The organism is Chitinophaga pinensis DSM 2588 (assembly GCF_000024005.1).
In the GTDB taxonomy this organism is placed as follows: Bacteria; Bacteroidota; Bacteroidia; order Chitinophagales; family Chitinophagaceae; genus Chitinophaga; species Chitinophaga pinensis.
In genome coordinates this window covers 6988817-7005555 of sequence record NC_013132.1, presented here as the reverse complement: position 1 = coordinate 7005555, position 16739 = coordinate 6988817, and the positions used below count along the sequence as shown (strand labels likewise).

The 16739-nt window shown below is 45.9% G+C and carries 13 protein-coding genes; 9 read left to right on the top strand and 4 right to left on the bottom strand.

The annotated features are described in order from the left end of the window. Positions 1 to 74: 74 nt before the first annotated feature. From prfB to CPIN_RS27170, 3 genes are all read left to right on the top strand, one after another. A protein-coding gene (gene prfB, locus CPIN_RS27180; RefSeq protein WP_012793088.1) for a peptide chain release factor 2 occupies positions 75 to 1164 on the top strand; the annotation gives its coding sequence in 2 pieces (ribosomal slippage) (positions 75 to 134 and positions 136 to 1164; 1089 coding nt in all). Between the two features lie 305 nt (positions 1165 to 1469). Continuing rightward, entirely contained in the window at positions 1470 to 3104 is a 1635-nt protein-coding gene (pruA, locus tag CPIN_RS27175; RefSeq protein ID WP_012793087.1) for an L-glutamate gamma-semialdehyde dehydrogenase, read from the top strand. Positions 3105 to 3460: 356 nt separating this feature from the next. After that, positions 3461 to 4699 carry an IS4 family transposase gene (locus CPIN_RS27170; protein ID WP_012792032.1) on the top strand — a complete coding sequence of 413 codons (1239 nt, stop codon included), beginning with the start codon at positions 3461 to 3463 and terminating at the stop codon, positions 4697 to 4699. Positions 4700 to 4813: 114 nt separating this feature from the next. Here the strand turns inward: CPIN_RS27170 and CPIN_RS27165 are convergent, their stop codons facing one another. Beyond that, positions 4814 to 5293, bottom strand: coding sequence for a peroxiredoxin (locus CPIN_RS27165; RefSeq protein WP_012793086.1), 480 nt, complete (start codon positions 5291 to 5293; stop codon positions 4814 to 4816). Positions 5294 to 5424: 131 nt separating this feature from the next. Here CPIN_RS27165 and pyrR point away from each other — a divergent pair, with 131 nt between their 5' ends. Both pyrR and CPIN_RS27155 read left to right on the top strand, forming a co-directional pair. Further along, positions 5425 to 5946 carry a bifunctional pyr operon transcriptional regulator/uracil phosphoribosyltransferase PyrR gene (gene pyrR, locus CPIN_RS27160; protein WP_012793085.1) on the top strand — a complete coding sequence of 174 codons (522 nt, stop codon included), beginning with the start codon at positions 5425 to 5427 and terminating at the stop codon, positions 5944 to 5946. A gap of 85 nt (positions 5947 to 6031) precedes the next feature. Then, a complete protein-coding gene (locus CPIN_RS27155) occupies positions 6032 to 6973 on the top strand; it encodes an aspartate carbamoyltransferase catalytic subunit (protein ID WP_012793084.1) in 942 nt (313 codons plus the stop codon). Between the two features lie 78 nt (positions 6974 to 7051). Here CPIN_RS27155 and CPIN_RS27150 read toward each other — a convergent pair whose 3' ends face one another. The 3 genes from CPIN_RS27150 to CPIN_RS27140 all read right to left on the bottom strand — a co-directional run bounded on the left by CPIN_RS27150 (position 7052) and on the right by CPIN_RS27140 (position 12211). After that, a complete protein-coding gene (locus CPIN_RS27150; RefSeq protein ID WP_012793083.1) occupies positions 7052 to 10495 on the bottom strand; it encodes a SusC/RagA family TonB-linked outer membrane protein in 3444 nt (1147 codons plus the stop codon). 14 nt (positions 10496 to 10509) lie between these two features. Beyond that, a complete protein-coding gene (locus CPIN_RS27145) occupies positions 10510 to 11523 on the bottom strand; it encodes a FecR family protein (RefSeq protein ID WP_012793082.1) in 1014 nt (337 codons plus the stop codon). 145 nt (positions 11524 to 11668) lie between these two features. Continuing rightward, complete coding sequence (locus tag CPIN_RS27140) at positions 11669 to 12211, bottom strand: RNA polymerase sigma-70 factor (protein WP_012793081.1); 543 nt, start codon at positions 12209 to 12211, stop codon at positions 11669 to 11671. A gap of 382 nt (positions 12212 to 12593) precedes the next feature. On the opposite strand from CPIN_RS27140, the gene CPIN_RS27135 reads away from it, so the two are divergent. From CPIN_RS27135 to CPIN_RS39075, 4 genes are all read left to right on the top strand, one after another. Further along, positions 12594 to 12908 carry a carboxypeptidase-like regulatory domain-containing protein gene (locus CPIN_RS27135; protein WP_012793080.1) on the top strand — a complete coding sequence of 105 codons (315 nt, stop codon included), beginning with the start codon at positions 12594 to 12596 and terminating at the stop codon, positions 12906 to 12908. 534 nt (positions 12909 to 13442) lie between these two features. Further along, entirely contained in the window at positions 13443 to 13772 is a 330-nt protein-coding gene (locus CPIN_RS27130; protein ID WP_012793079.1) for a DMT family protein, read from the top strand. A gap of 79 nt (positions 13773 to 13851) precedes the next feature. Then, positions 13852 to 16329 (top strand): PIG-L family deacetylase, encoded by a 2478-nt coding sequence (locus tag CPIN_RS27125; protein ID WP_012793078.1) that lies wholly within the window; start codon positions 13852 to 13854, stop codon positions 16327 to 16329. A gap of 9 nt (positions 16330 to 16338) precedes the next feature. Then, positions 16339 to 16503, top strand: coding sequence for a hypothetical protein (locus tag CPIN_RS39075; RefSeq protein WP_012793077.1), 165 nt, complete (start codon positions 16339 to 16341; stop codon positions 16501 to 16503). Positions 16504 to 16739: the final 236 nt, after the last annotated feature.

The following is a 16739-nucleotide window of genomic DNA, read 5'->3' as shown; positions in this document are numbered from 1 at the left end:
TTAATTGACTGGGAATTAATATGCTAAAAGTCCCGCAAATATTGTTCCCCTTTTTCCTTACATTTGCGCCCATTATGACAGCAGAACAACTCAAAGCTATGAGGGACCGTCTCCATGTCCTGGGAGGTTTTCTTTGACGTCCAGGACCGCATAGCTAAAATCGAAAATGACAAACAATTAACGTTAGCCCCAGGGTTCTGGGACGACAACGCCAGGGCTACGTCAATTCTCAAAGAGATTAAAGTGAATAAGTTTTGGGTTGACCTTTATGAGAACGTGCAAACGTCAATAGAGGACAGCGCAGTCCTGCTCGACTTCCAGAAAGAAGGTGAAGCCTCCGAAGAGGAAGTTGCACAGGCCTACCATGCTGCCACTGAAGCGCTCGATGAGCTAGAATTTAAATCAACACTGAACGAACCGGAAGACGAAATGCCGGCAGTGCTCACCATCAACTCCGGCGCCGGTGGCACCGAGAGCCAGGATTGGGCAGAGATGCTGTTGCGTATGTATCGTATGTATGGGGAAAAGCAGGGTTGGAAAGTATCCGAAATTGATGTGCAATACGGGGATGGCGCTGGTATTAAATCGGCTTCCCTGGAAATGGATGGCAGTTTCGCCTATGGATTGCTGAAAGCAGAAAGTGGAGTACACCGTCTGGTACGTATTTCTCCGTTTGATGCCAATGCCCGCAGGCATACTTCCTTCGCTTCCATATTTGTGTATCCGCTGGTGGATGATACCATTGAAATCGCTGTCAATCCTGCCGACCTGGTATGGGAATTCTACCGTTCAGGTGGTAAAGGTGGACAGAACGTAAACAAGGTAGAAACCGCAGTGCGTTTAAAGCACGTTCCTTCCGGCATTATCATAGAATGTCAACAGGCACGTACGCAGGGTGAGAACCGTGAAAAGGCGCTCACAATGCTGAAATCCCGGTTGTATGAAGAAGAACTGCGTAAACGTGAGGAACTTAAAAATGCCGCCAACGCAAACAAGCGCAAGATCGAGTGGGGCTCACAGATCCGTTCCTATGTATTCCATCCTTACAAAATGATCAAAGATCACCGTACGGATTATGAAGTAGGTAACGTACAGCCTGTTATGGACGGCGAACTGGAGGGTTTCATCAAGGCTTACCTGATGATGTCCAAAGGAGAAGAATAACGTAACTTTGCCCATATGCCATGTGCTGATAAGTTGATCTTATTCAACTTATCAGCACTTTTGCATATTATACAACATGCACCATTGAGAGGCGTGTAGGATATTTACTGCGGATAATGCAGCAGTGCGGCTGCAGTAGGGCGATCATCAGCAGACTTTCAGCTGACAGAAAATGAAATGCCGGCACAGCCAATTGCCAGAGAAAAGACATAGAACTGCTGCTGCGTTATGACGTTACAACATTAGCAACTATACTTACAGCGTGTAGTGGAAACAACAAGATCGAAAACTAAAACATTCTGAGAATGCATAATGCTTATTTTCAATTTGCTGCACCTGCCAACGAGCCAGTGTACAGCTATGCACCAGGTTCACCCGAAAGGGAAGCGCTGAAAAAACAACTGGCCGCTTTCAAAGCACAGGAGTTTGATATTCCGATGTATATCGGGGATAAAGAGGTGCGTACTGGTAAGACTATCGACATCCGTCCTCCCCATGAAATAAAGCATAAACTGGGTCATTTCCACGAAGGAGATGCCAGCCATGTAAAAGATGCTATCGCTGCTGCCCTGGCTGCCCGTACCAAATGGGCGGATACACCATGGGAACAACGCGCCGGCGTATTCATGAAAGCTGCAGAACTGATCGCTACCAAGTATCGTTATCACCTGAATGCAGCCACCATGCTGGGTCAGAGTAAGAATGCATACCAGGCTGAAATCGACAGCGCCTGCGAATTCATCGACTTCCTCCGTTTCAACGTTCACTATCTCACTGATATATACAAACAACAGCCTTACAGTCCGCAGGGTATTCACAACCGTCTGGAATATCGTCCGCTGGAAGGTTTCGTAGTAGCCATCACACCGTTCAACTTTACCGCTATTGCCGGTAACCTGCCTACTTCTGCTGCTATGTGCGGTAACGTTGTAGTATGGAAACCAGCTTATACACAGGTACTGGCTGCGCATGTGATCATGCAGATCCTGAAAGAAGCAGGACTGCCTGATGGCGTGATCAACCTGGTATATACCGACGGTCCGGTACTGGGTGATATCTGCTTCAGTCATCCTGATTTCGCTGGTATCCACTTCACCGGTTCTACCGGCGTATTCCAGCACATGTGGAAGACAATCGGTACAAACATTCACAAATACAAAACATATCCGCGTATCGTAGGTGAAACCGGTGGTAAAGACTTCGTGCTGGCACACAAATCAGCAGATGTTGATATCACAGCGATCGCGCTGGCACGTGGTGCTTTCGAATACCAGGGCCAGAAATGTTCTGCCGCTTCCCGCGCTTACCTGCCATCCAACATCGCAGAAGCCGTGAAAGCAAAACTGGTTGCTGAACTGAAAACCATGAAAATGGGTACTACAGAAGATTTCAGCAACTTTATCAATGCCGTAATCGACGAGCGCTCTTTCGATAAGATCGCTAACTACATCGAGAATGCAAAGAAAGATCCTAAGGCAAAGATCATTGCCGGTGGTAACTATAGTAAATCTGAAGGTTATTTCATCGAACCAACGGTGATCGAAGTAACGGATCCGCGCTATGTAACTATGTGCGAAGAGATCTTTGGCCCCGTGCTGACTATCTATGTATACGAAGCAGATAAATTCGAAGAGATCATGGAGATCGTTGATACAACTTCTCCATATGCACTCACCGGTTCCATCATTGCACAGGATCGTTATGCGGTTGATCTGGCTACTAAAAAGCTGGTGAATGCAGCTGGTAACTTCTACATCAACGATAAGCCAACCGGCGCAGTTGTTGGTCAGCAGCCATTTGGTGGTGCACGTGCTTCCGGTACCAATGATAAAGCTGGTTCTGCATTGAACCTCTACCGTTGGTTAAGTGCAAGAACGGTGAAAGAAACCCTGGTTCCGCCAACGGATTACAGGTATCCTTTCCTGAAGGAAGACAAATAATAATTAGGAATTAGGAATTGAATGCAGCGGAGATTTGTGTTGGTAGATAATTGAATAATTAATTTTTTATTCCTGGATAAAAGGAAGGGCGCTTCAGTATTGAAGCGCCCTTCCTTTGTTATTTGTGAACTAAGATCTGGATACACAATTAACGCTGATGCAAAAATTTCATATTAATTCTTAAATCTTACACCTGATTTCTTAAGTCGTCAATACGTAAACCGACCGGCATTTACGGCCCAATTCTTAATTCTTAATTCTATAGTGTCCGGTAAAAATATGGGATTAAGTCATAAAAAAAGGAGGCCGAGGCCTCCTTTTTCAGTAAGTTTAAGTTACCACACTAGAACTTACTTATGAGCAAAAGTAAATTTTTTTCCGGACAGCCGATTTTTAATCAACTACTTTCTTTTATACCAACCACGTTGATAGATAAAGTCTGTAGAGAGACAAACGCAGATTACTATTATAAGCATTTTAAGGCTTTTGACCATTTGGTAACAATGCTATTTAGTAGTTTTCATCAGTGTACTTCATTACGAGAGCTTCATACAGGATTGTTAGCCAACCAGCATCGGCTTCACCATTTGGGCATTAAACATACCCCGCGTCGAAGCACTATTTCCGATGCTAACAGGACGCGTCCGGTGGCGTTTTTTGAAAAGCTTTATCATCGTCTATATAACCATCATTATCAAGCGTTTTCCCCGGACAGCCGAAAGAGAAAATCGTTGGTTGACCGGTTATTCATAGTGGACTCGACGACGGTCAGCCTATTTTCTAATGTAATGAAGGGGGCAGGTGTAATTAGAATGGACGGCAGAAAGAAGGGAGGAATAAAGGCGCACGTATTGATGACGGCCAAAACAGAACTACCAAGCTTTACTATTCTGACGGAAGCTGCCAAAAATGATAGAATCATTATGCCACAGTTAGAGCTCTTGCCAGGTTCTATAATAGCCATGGATAGAGCTTATGTGAACTATAAACTCATGAAGGAATGGACTGAAAAAGAGATCACGTGGGTAACTCGTGTAACCAAGAGTATGAAAATAAAATTATTGACACGAAACAGATTAAAAATACTCAATAAAAGAAAAGGTATCCTAAAAGATTGGGTTATTCAACTAGGTAACCCTCTAACAGAGGAGAAAAGTCCTGTACAGACGGCGCGTGTAATCAGCATTTACGATAGAAATACAAAAAAGAAAATACATCTGTTAACAAACAATTTTACTTATACGCCGACAACGATCAGGAAATTGTATCAAAAGCGATGGGCAATCGAAATGCTTTTTAAAAGAATTAAGCAGAACTCTCAATTAAACAATTTTTTAGGTGAAAACAAAAATGCTATAAGTATACAGCTCTGGTGCACGCTAATAAAGGATTTACTGACAAAGATCGTAAAAGACAAGCTGACAGAGAAAGGGAGTAAAAAATGGTCTTTTAGTAACCTAACTGGCTTTCTAAGGTTACATCTTTACACTTATATCCACCTAATGAATTTTCTGGCAGAACCCGAGTATGCACTTTTACAGCATAATAAGGGGCCAGATCAGATAAACCTGCAATTGAAATTATTCTCCTTTTAAAAAAAGAGGGGGGCTTACTTTTATAATAGCAGTAAGCCCCTCCCATCTATATTGAGTTTGAAAGGAATAAAGGGGTAATCCCAATTTTAACCGGACACTATAGATTCTTAATTCCTAATTCCTAATTGCCTTCAGCGCCTCCAACGCTTCAGTCACATGTTTCGGCCCATCTGTCAGGTTATTGAACACATACGTGATCACACCCTGCTTATCTACGACATAGGTCACCCTGCCCGGGATAAACATGGTTTTCGGCACCCCGAACTGCTTCCGCACTTTATTGCCTTTGTCAGCCAGTAAGGTGAAGGGGAGCCGGTGATGTTCCGCAAAGCTTTTATGAGAAGCAACATCGTCTCCGCTGATACCGATTACCTTGGCGCCGAGACTGGTAAAATCTTCATAGGCGTCCCTGAAAGAGCAGGCTTCTTTGGTACAGCCGCTGGTTTCGTCTTTAGGATAGAAGTAAATGATCAGTGGCTGTTTGCCAAGAACGGTGTTAATATCAAAGGTCTGACCATTCTGGTCCTGCAGCTGGAAAGAGGGCACTTTATCGCCTGCTTTCAGCTGGCCCTGGGCTTTGCCGAAAAGAATCATAAATAGGATTATAAGTATGGATCTAGTTTTCATTTAAATACGTTAGGATAAATGTACGAAACAGAAAATACTGACGAAACTTTTGTTACCCGCTATTAATCATTATTTTTGGCCCTTTAAATCCGCAAACTTTGAAGACCATATTGAATGGTACGCAAGTGGCCATAACCGTAGACAGACTTTGTCACCAGTTGATTGAAAATCACCTGGATTTTTCCCAGAGTGTGCTGATAGGCTTGCAGCCGAGAGGGATCTATCTGTCAGATCGGATCTATCACACCCTGAAAAAATTATTACCCGGAGTACATATCAATTACGGGAAACTGGACATCACCTTTTACAGGGATGATTTCAATACCTCTTTGCATGTACCCAATGAGACAACGATCGATTTTTCGCTGGAAAATAAAAAAGTGATCCTGGTGGACGACGTATTATATACCGGTCGTACTACCCGTTCCGCACTGGATGCCATGCTCGATTTCGGACGTCCTTCCGTAGTGGAACTGCTGGTACTGATCGATCGTCGTTTTACCCGTCAGTTGCCCATTCAGGCAGACTATACAGGTCGTACAGTAGACGCTATCATTTCTGAAAAAGTGAAGGTACGCTGGTCTGAACGCGATGGTAAAGACGAGGTTATCCTCGAATAACCGATACAGGTGGATGCGTCAGATTGTCCGCATCCTGATTTTGATTTTGGGATTTGTAATCAGGTCATTTATATTTGCATCTTAAATGTCATTATCAGTAAATCATCTTCTCGGAATTCGCGGTCTGCAGCGCCAGGATATTGAACTTATTTTCCAAACAGCTGATCAGTTCAAAGAGGTTTTACAAAGACCGATCAAGAAAGTTCCTTCGCTCAGGGATACCACCATCGTTAATTTATTCTTCGAAAATTCAACCCGTACACGTATTTCATTTGAGCTCGCTGAAAAGAGGCTGGGCGCTGATGTGGTGAATTTCTCCGCATCCGGCTCTTCGGTTTCAAAAGGCGAAACACTGATTGATACGGTCAACAATATCCTGTCCATGAAAGTGGATATGGTTGTTATGAGACACTCCGCCAGCGGTGCGCCTCACTTCCTCTCCAGGCATATTGATGTACCTATCGTGAACGCGGGGGATGGTATCAACGAGCATCCTACACAGGCTTTGCTCGATGCTTTCTCTATCAGGGAACGCTTGGGTAGTGTGGCAGGAAAGAAGATCGCTATCTGCGGCGACATCATGCACTCCAGGGTAGCGCTTTCTAATATTTACTGCCTCAAACAGTTAGGGGCAGAAGTAACAGTCGTTGGTCCGCCAACCCTGATACCAAAACATATGGAAGCAGCGCTCGGTGTGAACGTCAGCTACGATATCCGCGAGACACTGCAATGGTGCGATGTGGCAAACGTACTACGCATTCAGCTGGAAAGACAGAATACGCCGCTGTTCTCCTCCCTCCGGGAATATTCCCTGGCTTACGGGGTGAACAGGAAGCTGCTGGATAGCCTGCAGAAGGAAATCGTCGTAATGCACCCTGGCCCGATCAATCGTGGTGTGGAACTTGACTCAGATGTGGCTGACTCCGGTCATTCCATCATCCTGAACCAGGTAGAAAACGGGGTGGCCGTACGTATGGCAGTACTGTATCTGCTGTCAGGTAAAAAGCCGGGAAAAGTAGTAGAGTAATTACACAACTAAAAAATAAGCAGGGTGGAAGGCTTCGGGCTTTTCACCCTTTTTTATGCCCTGGAAACAGAGACTGACTTAGAAGTTAGCATTCAGCCCCAGTGTAAAGGAGCGGAAGAAAGGATACTGATAACCCATATTGGTCGCCTGCTCCGGATCGAAATACCGGATACGCAGCCGGTTCACCTCCCATAAATCCTGTCCGGAGAAATAAAGACGCAAACTATTGATCAGCGGATGGCTTCCGTTGAAATGGAAAGTATAGCCCACCTGTAGATTTTTCAGGCGGATATAAGCCGCATTCATCACCCAGAAGGAGCTTGGGGTCAGATTCTGGTTATCGCCCGCATACAGCCTTGGAAAGTCTGCATTTTGATTGGCAGGCGTCCAGTGGTCGGCATGGATCAGCCAGGGTTGTTGCCAGCCATCCACAAAAGGCATGGCATATTTACCGGGTACCAGCATTTTCCTGGCGCCGATACCCTGAAAGAAGATAGAGAAATCAAATCCTTTAGAAGAGAAGCCTGCGTCAAAGCCAAAGGAGTAGCGCGGCTGGGAACTGCCCAGGTATACCAGGTCGCCATGGTCATCTTTTGTGTGACTGCCTCCACTGATATTTCCGTCTTTGTTAATGTCCACATACCTGATATCGCCGGGAGCGGTCACATTACCCTGATAGGCATGACCGGCCACGTCCAGGTTGTTCTGGAAATATCCCGCTGCCTGGTAGCCGATGATAGCATTGTAAGGTAATCCTGTCAGTCCGCGGTTATTACCACTCAGCCATGCGGTAGGACCATTGGCGCGTAAGATTTTATTCTGGTCGTCAAAGACGTTTGCATTGATCCAGTAACTGAACGGTCCCCGGTTATCTCTCCAGCCAAGGTTCAATTCCCATCCCCAGGAACGCAGTACCGCATTAAAGAAACGCGGCGCCAGCCAGTTCACTTCCGGAAAGGTCTGCTCGGCAATCTGCATACGTCCGTTGTGTTTCACAAAGTAGTCTGCATTGATATTCAGTCTGCCTTTAAAAAGCGTCAGATCCAGTCCGGCATTGGTGGTAGAAATCGTCTCCCAATTATTATTGCCGGGTATGTAGCGGTCATTGGGTTCAAAAGACATCAGCGGATATGCTGCAGGACGTAGTAACTGATCGCGGTAATTGAAGTCATTCAGTCCGCTGCGCCAGTTAAAGTTGCCCAGCATGCCCCAGGAGGCACGCAGTTTGAATTCATCAAAAAACGGAAAGGCGCTTGCAAACCATTTTTCATTGTTCAGTCGCCAGCCGGCAGAGAAGGAAGGAAACAGGTGTTCCCGCTGCATCTCCCGCTGCTGTGTGCTATTGTAGCTAAGCTGTGAAGCAACAAGATTTGCTTCCAGTAAATAGCGGTCTTTGAAATTATAATTGATACGTGTAAACACAGATGCCAGTGAACCGGCGCCTTTGAAATGTAGCTGTGTTGTCAGCTCCGGATCATTAAAGGAAAGCTGCGATAGTTCGTTTTCACTTAAACGTTCACCTGTTCTTACACGTTGATGCTGATAATGACTTTCATAGGCATATCCACCGAGAATGTGTACGGTATTGGCTTTGCCGGCAGAGAGGTCATAGTCGGCCAGTAACTGCAGACTGTGTTGCACTTCCATCAGGTAACCTCTCTTCAATGTATTCGGATTGTTTACGCTGTTCAGGTATCCGTCACCGTTATAGAAGTCGACAGTACGTTTTCCGAGTCCGTCGTGCGTGGTTGTCAGCTGCGGACTATACACTGCTTTCAGCGTAAGTCCTTTATATAAATTCTCTGCTTTCAGTGTGAAAACGGCATCTGCGTAGGTACTTTGTTCATCCCGTTTACCGGCATCCTTTAACAGTGCATAGCCATTGAAGCCTGCTGTATAATGATTAGTGCCAGGCACGTATACCGGTACGTTGGCAGGCGACTGATACAGGTAATTCAGCAGACCGTAATTACCATCTACACGCCATCCGGGAGATAGGGTATTGCTTTGTGCGTATTGAAGACTTGTTTCCAGGCTCAGTACATCACTGAAGCGGTTGTTGAGATTCGCCTGTAGGTTAGTACGGGAAGTCTTATCAGAGCCGGTATTGAATAAGCCCTGACGGGAGAATTGGCCGAAGGAGAACAGATACTGGTGATCCGCATTCCCTCCTCTGGCGCTGATATTATAAGTGGCAGTGGTACTATTATTACGGGTGACGCTGTTCAGCGGATTGAAGTCGTCAAAGTAGTTGAAGTTCTGTGTGCCGTCGAATCTTGGCAGAAAGTTGACATTCGGATTCTTCAGCAGACTGATATCTTCATCCGTCCATACAGGAGGGAGGCCGGCATTGGCAGCTGCTTCGTTGGCAAGGGGAGCTGCCTGCCAGGAGTGCATCCGTTCAGGCAGGGAGATCGGTCTTTCGAAACCAAACAGGCTGCTGTATTCAACCGCAATTTTACCAGATTTACCTCTTTTGGTGGTAACGAGTACGACGCCACCCGCTGCTAGCGGACCATAAATAGAAGCTGCTGCCGCGTCTTTGAGGACGGAGATTGATTCAATATCGTTGGGATTGAGCAGGGTGATGGACCCGGGCGCACCGTCTATCAGTACGAGCGGTTCACTGTAGTTGCCCGAGGAAAGACCACGGATCTGCAGGTTAAAACCTTCTTTACCGGGTTGACCGTTATTACGCGTTACCAGCAGACCAGGGGCAGTACCCTGTAAAGCAGCCATGACGTTGGTCACGGGACGACTTTTCAGGCGGCGGCCTTCTACTTTTGTGATAGCGCCGGTGATATTGGCTTTTGTATGCAGACCATAACCGATGATCACAAGATCATTGAGGGTTTTGGTATCGCTTTGCAGGATGATCTCCAGTGTTTTGCGATCCCGGAGAGTGATCTCCCTGGTTTCATAACCAATGAGGGAGAACTGGAGGACTGCCTGTCCGTTGGCTACAGGCATACGAAAGCGGCCGTTTTCATTGGTACTGGCGCCGTTATGCGTATCTCTTTCACGGATAGACACACCTGCTAATGGGCGTTCGCCGTCAGTGATCAGGCCTGTAATGACATATTTTTCCGGTTCGGGACTGGTGGGGCGGTGTGTGATACCGGTGGCTAGGGGTACCTCGGTGTCCGGATAGACGATAATCTGTTTATTACGGATCTCAAAAACGTAGTTCGTGCCGGCGAATATGCGGCGTAATACGCTTGTAAGTGGCTGCTGTTGTACCTGTAAGGATACGGATCGGGCATTATCAAGTACGGTGGAGGAGACTGCGAAGGTCAGTCCGGTTTGTTTTTCTATGAGTCGGATAACTTGCCGGAGACTGGCTCTGCTTACTTTTAGTGTAACCTTGATGGAATCACCATCCTGGAAGTCGCTTAGTTGAAGAGTAGGAGGGTGGGCACGGGATAAATAGGAAAATGAGACCCCCGCGCATACTAAAAAAAGTAGTATACACCAGCGTCTATAGTAAGTCGCCTTACGGAATGCCTGTATCTTAAACTGCATTTTCCTCCGGACGACTAATAAATTTCTACAAGGCTATCTTTTTGTACGGCCTTTACCTGTAATGTTTTGGATAGAATGTCCAGAACCTCTGACAGAGATTCTTTATGGAAAGTAGCCAGCAGTTTTTTGTCTGCCAGTCCTTCAGCAACAACAATCTTTACTTTATAGTAATCTTCCAGTACGTCAGCCACTTCTGAAAGCGGAGCATCCACAAAGGTGAGCTGGCCTGTTTTCCAGGCGATTGGATTATTGTTCCGGTGATGACGGGTGCTGATAGTCGTACCTGCCAGCAGCATTTCTGCTTCTTCGCCGGGAGTGAGGACTACAGACTTTTTACCATTTTTATATACGGCTTTTACTTTTCCGCTCTGTACGAAGACTTTTACACCTTGTTTGGTTTCTTTTACATCAAAAGAGGTACCCAATACTTCGATGTCAACGTTTTTCAGGTGGACGGAGAAGGGTTTTTCCGGCATGTGCTTTACATCTACGAATACTTCACCCTGTTGTACAAATACGTCCCTGCTGTTTTTCTGGAAATTGCGGGGGTATTTCACGCTGGTGTGGGCATTCAGGTATAAACGGGTGCCGTCGGGCAGTAAAAGACTGTCTGTATTCTGAGCGGTTTGTTGCGCTATATATAAAGGTTGGCGGTAGATGATGACTGCCGCTGCTATCACGATAGCTGCTGCTGCGGCTGCCCACCAGGTACGGGTAGACAGGGCTCTGACCTTTCCTTTGGCAGGGGCCTGTACTGTCTGTACCGGTTGTACAGGAGGCAGGGTTGCTGTTACGGCAGGGATAGTGGTAGCTGTGAGCTGTGCGTCGATTAACTGCCATTGATGTGCGACATCGTAGGAAGCAGCCGTGGGCAATACGTCTCCTTGCCACAAAGCTTTCGTTTCCAGGAAGATATCCAGATTGGCAGCATCCAGCTGCAACCATTCATCCAGTGAACGTTTGTGCTCCTCATTCCCTGGTTCCTCCAGGTAGCGGATAACGACATCGATATCAGGTTGCTGTTTCATCTCTTAACATTAATACAATCAAAAATACCCTTACCATTAGTCTTTTTTAAAAAAACCTTTTGAGGGCGATAATCTGTTCCTGTCACCTTTGTTAAATAATAATATATATAGATAGTAAACAGATAATATAAGGTAATGTTCCCGCTTACTGCTGGTTTAACAAACCGAGTCTGATTTTTTTCAGCGCGGTGGTCAGGTGTGTATAGACCGTGTTGATGGAAATATTCAGTTGCTGGGAAATTTCGGTAGGAGACAAACCCTTGAACCGGCTCATTTCAAATACCCGGCGGCATTGATCTGGTAATTTCTCAAGGATAGATAAATATTGGGCTTCCAATTCCTTATGCTCCAGCAGCAAGTGTTCGACTGTAGATTCCGTGGAAGTGAATTGCTGCTCTTTCGCATACTGTTGCTGTCTTTGCGCCTTTTTAATCCGGTTAAGGCAGGTATTGACTGTGGCCCTGGCCAGATAATGTTGCACGGGGGCGCGTTCATCCAGGTTGTCAGCTGTGCGCCATAGATTCAGGAACACATCCTGCACAACATCCTGTGCTTCGTCCTGGTCACGCAGGTATCGCAGGGCGATACTATACATGGAGGGTGAAAACTGATTGAATATGACTTCAAAAACCTGTTTATCCCTGTTCCGGACCCCATTAACTATATCTGTATTGTTGAGCGGCAGCATCCTGTAACTTATCTTTTCTAATCTTTTTTGTATTTGCTATTTGCAACGGACTAAAGTCGGCTATCAAAAACAGAACAAGGCAAAATTAGTTTATTATATCAATTAATTAGCTAATTGACGGACCAACGGCGTTCAGAACCAGAGAATTCAGAAAGTTTAAAAATGAAATCCGCTACAGTAGGCGCTTTCCGCCGAAAAGGCCGAAATGCTAAAAAAAAGACAACTTTTTTTTCGAAATGACTAATGGTAAGGTTCAAACTGGTTGTATTGTATATGTAGACAGTGAACAAAGCGGCACTTTGCAGGCGCCTGCTAAACAAGTGCGGTTTAAAAAGTTTTTTATAACCATTTCGATATTGTAAAAAACCTAAAACCAATTTGTATGAAAACGACAAAGTTTGGCCTATCGGCACTTGTCGCCATGGTAATTGGAGCAATGGCCTTCAATTCCTTTGACGGGGGAACCATCAGTGGCAAAGTGACGCCGGTAGACGGAGCAACGGAAGTCTGGGCCATTTCAGGCATGGATACGTTGAAAGCTCCAGTCACCGACGGCGCTTTTTCAGTACAGTCTGCTAAGGCAGGCTCCTATACCGTGATTATCGACGCTAAAGATCCTTATAAAGACGCCACCCTGAAAGACGTGAAAGTCGAAGACGGCAAAGTAACAGACCTGGGTGAAATAAAGCTGGATTAACACCGCTTTAGCGTTTAAACTTACAACTCCTAAGCATGATAGGAAAGTTGAGACCTGTAACAACCGGCCGGCTCTTCTGGGCCGGTTTATTTTTTTTCTAAAAGTCTCAATCAGGAGTTAGCAGCAACTGAAGAACAACCAGTAATTCGTCCAGTTGCTATTCATTATCCCCAATGCTGGTCTATTGTCTTTATCTGCTCTGGTCACATGCTGTGCTAGGTGAATGACTAAATCACAATTAAAATATTGATTAGTAGTTAGTAATCATGGTTACAGATGGTTGATGCATGATAAATGACAACCCTTTTCGTAACAGCTAATGACAGGAATGGTCCCATTGCCCTGCAGCTTATTAATCCACCGTTGTAACTTCGGTGCTCTTTTATCTGATAGTCTGTTCCTCTCTAATTATAAGCCCCCAATTGCGGCAGCTTATTGCTCCCCGTCTGATCACATTCATAAAATCCCGATTCTTAATTGTCAATTCCTAATTCCCCAAGTCCTATCTTTACGCTCTCCAGACTCTAATACGACATGCGTACAGTTATTCTTCTACTGATTTCCAATACATTCATGACCTTCGCCTGGTATGGCCACCTGAAATTCGAAAACGTTCCGCTCTGGAAAGTGATCCTCGTCAGCTGGGGCATTGCCTTCTTCGAATACTGCTTCATGGTACCCGCTAACCGCTTTGGTGCACAGGAAGGTTTTACCGGGTTCCAGCTGAAAACCATCCAGGAAGTAATTACCCTTACAGTGTTCAGCCTTTTCGCCGTCTTTATCCTGAAAGAACCGCTACGGTGGAACTATCTCGTCTCATTTCTCTTCATCCTCGGCGCCGTCTACTTCATGTTTAAGAAGTGATCTTTTTTCCTTTTATCACATTTTCTTTTACGCCTATATTTAATCGCTATTTTTGGCCACTGTTTAATAAGCAAAAGAAATGGTAAAAGGATTCTGTTTAACACTGATTTCAGGACTGGTCGCCGTTACCGCATGGGCTCAACGCTCTCCGCTGATCAATGCGGCAGATATAAAACTGCAACTCAAAAAATTAGATACGCTGGGTAGCGTATTATATATCGCCGCTCATCCTGACGATGAGAATACCCGCCTGTTGGGATACCTGGCGAAAGACAAGTTATATCGTACCGGCTATCTCTCTCTCACCAGGGGAGATGGTGGTCAGAACCTCGTAGGGGACGAACAAGGCGAATTACTGGGACTGATCCGTACCCAGGAATTGCTCGCTGCCCGCCGTATTGATGGCGCAGAACAGTTCTTCACCCGCGCACTGGATTTTGGCTTCTCCAAGAATCCGGCAGAGACATTCACCATCTGGGATAAAGAAAAGATCCTGGGGGATGTAGTCTGGATGATCCGTAAATTCCAGCCGGACGTTATTGTATGCCGTTTCCCGCCGGACAGTCGTGCGGGTCATGGTCATCATACCGCATCTGCTATGCTGGCTGAAGAAGCTTTCGAAGCAGCGGCAGATCCAAAACGTTATCCTGAGCAGCTGAAACAGCTGAAGCCATGGAAAGCACATCGTATTATGTGGAATAGCTTCAACTGGGGTGGTGCGATCGATAATTCCGCCGGACTGCTATACGAACTGAACGTGGGTACCTTCAATTACCTGCTGGGTCGTGGTTATGGTGAGATTGCCGCTGAAAGCCGCTCACAGCATAAGAGCCAGGGTTTTGGTGTTGCTGCAACAAGAGGTAGCTCCTACGAATATTTCGCTCCTGTAAAAGGAGATAAACCTGTGTATAGTCTGCTGGATGGGGTGAATACCACCTGGACCCGTATCGCTGGTGGTAAGCCGATCGGGGAGATGGTTGACAAGGCGCAGGCCAACTTCAATATAGAAGATCCTGCTGCTTCCGTACCAGCCCTGCTGGAAATCCGTAAAGCCATACAGGCCCTGCCGGAAGGTTACTGGCGTACGCAGAAACTGAAAGAGACAGAAGACCTGCTGCTGGCTTGTGCCGGTCTCTGGATGGAAGCCTACAGCAATGCGCAGGTAGTCGTACCTGGACAGCCGATGCAGGGTAGCGTACAGTTGCTGTGCAACAGTAATGCTAATGTTATGGTTGATCAGATCACTTTCGGTGGAAAGGATACCGTATTTAATAAACTGCCACTGGAGTTTAACCGTCTGCGTACTATCAATGAATCTATGACCCTGCCAGCCGGACTGGCGGAGTCACAGCCTTACTGGTTACAGGATCCACATCCGATTGGCATCTATACGATCAAAGATCCGATGATGGTGGGTTATCCGGAGAACAAACCCGCGCTGGAAGCCGTGATCAAACTGCGTATCAATGGAGAGCAGCTGACCGTTACCAGACCGGTACAATACAAATTTACCGATCCTGTTAAGGGGGAATTATATGAGCCATTGGTGGTTGCGCCACCGGTAGTGGCTACACTGAACAACAGCGTATTCATTTTCACCCAGACCCAGTCTCAGCCTGTACAGGTAAAACTGCGTGCGATGGGACTGCCCAATAAAGGCACAATACGGCTGCAGTTGCCTGCCGGCTTTACCAGCCAGGAAGCAGAGCAGTCCTATGAACTGTCTTCCAAAGGAGACGAAACAGCGGTAACTTTCCATATCGCACCGCAGAAAGTGGCCGGTATCAATCGTACCGATACCCTGCGCGTAGAGATCCGTAGTGAAGGAAAAGTATATACACAAAGCATCCGCACGATTGCATACGATCACATCCCTGACATCAATATCTTCCCTGAAGCAATTGCAAGACTGGTAACAGTCGACCTGCAACGTAACGGCCGTAAACTGGGATATATTTCCGGTGCAGGCGATATGGTGGCTGCTTCTCTCAGACAGGTAGGCTACGAAGTAACGATCCTGGATGAAAAGGAAATCATGAACGGCGATCTGCAACAATATGATGCGATCATTGCCGGTGTAAGGGTATATAATATTAATCCACGTATCAAATACTGGCAGCCCCGCCTGATGGAATATGTTAAGAACGGCGGTACCTACCTGGTACAGTATAATGTCAGTTCTCCACTGGTGACCACTGATATCGGACCTTATCCGTTTACGCTTACCCGTGACCGTGTAACCGATGAAAATGCAGCTGTCGGCATCCTGCAACCACAGAATGAAGTCATGCATTATCCCAATAAGATAACAGACCGTGACTTTGACGGATGGATACAGGAAAGAGGTCTTTACTTTACGCAGATGGCGGATGCTTCTTACCAGAAGCTCTTCGCGATGCATGATAAAGGAGAAGAAGACCTGCAGGGTTCTACCCTGGTAGCGAATTACGGTAAAGGCAGATATGTGTACACATCATTGGCCTTCTTCCGTGAACTGCCAGCTGGTGTACCAGGCGCCTATCGCTTATTTGTGAATCTTATTTCAAAGAAGAAATAAAACTGTCCAATGAGCAAAAAACGGGAAAACGGATCAAGGCTCACTATTACGGCGATATTATGTATTGTCGTAGGACTGGTCATCGGATTTGAGATCAAAAGAGTACATATCGGACTTCTGATTGGTCTTGCATTAGGACTGCTCAGCGGAAACATGCTAAAAAAAAGGAATTAGGAATTAGGAATTAGGAATTAGGAATTAGGAATTAGTTCGTTAAGACTTTTTCTACATCCATGGCCTTTAAGAATTTGAAGTCTATAGCAAATGAGTAATATGGGTAATAACCTGATACTAACCAATTCTTAATTCCTAATTCCTAATTCCTAATTTTTCATCAAACATTCACTTATGAAAGAGGATCGCCCACCGTTACTGCCTTCCTGGCCCCTCTGGTATGCCCTGGTCATTGT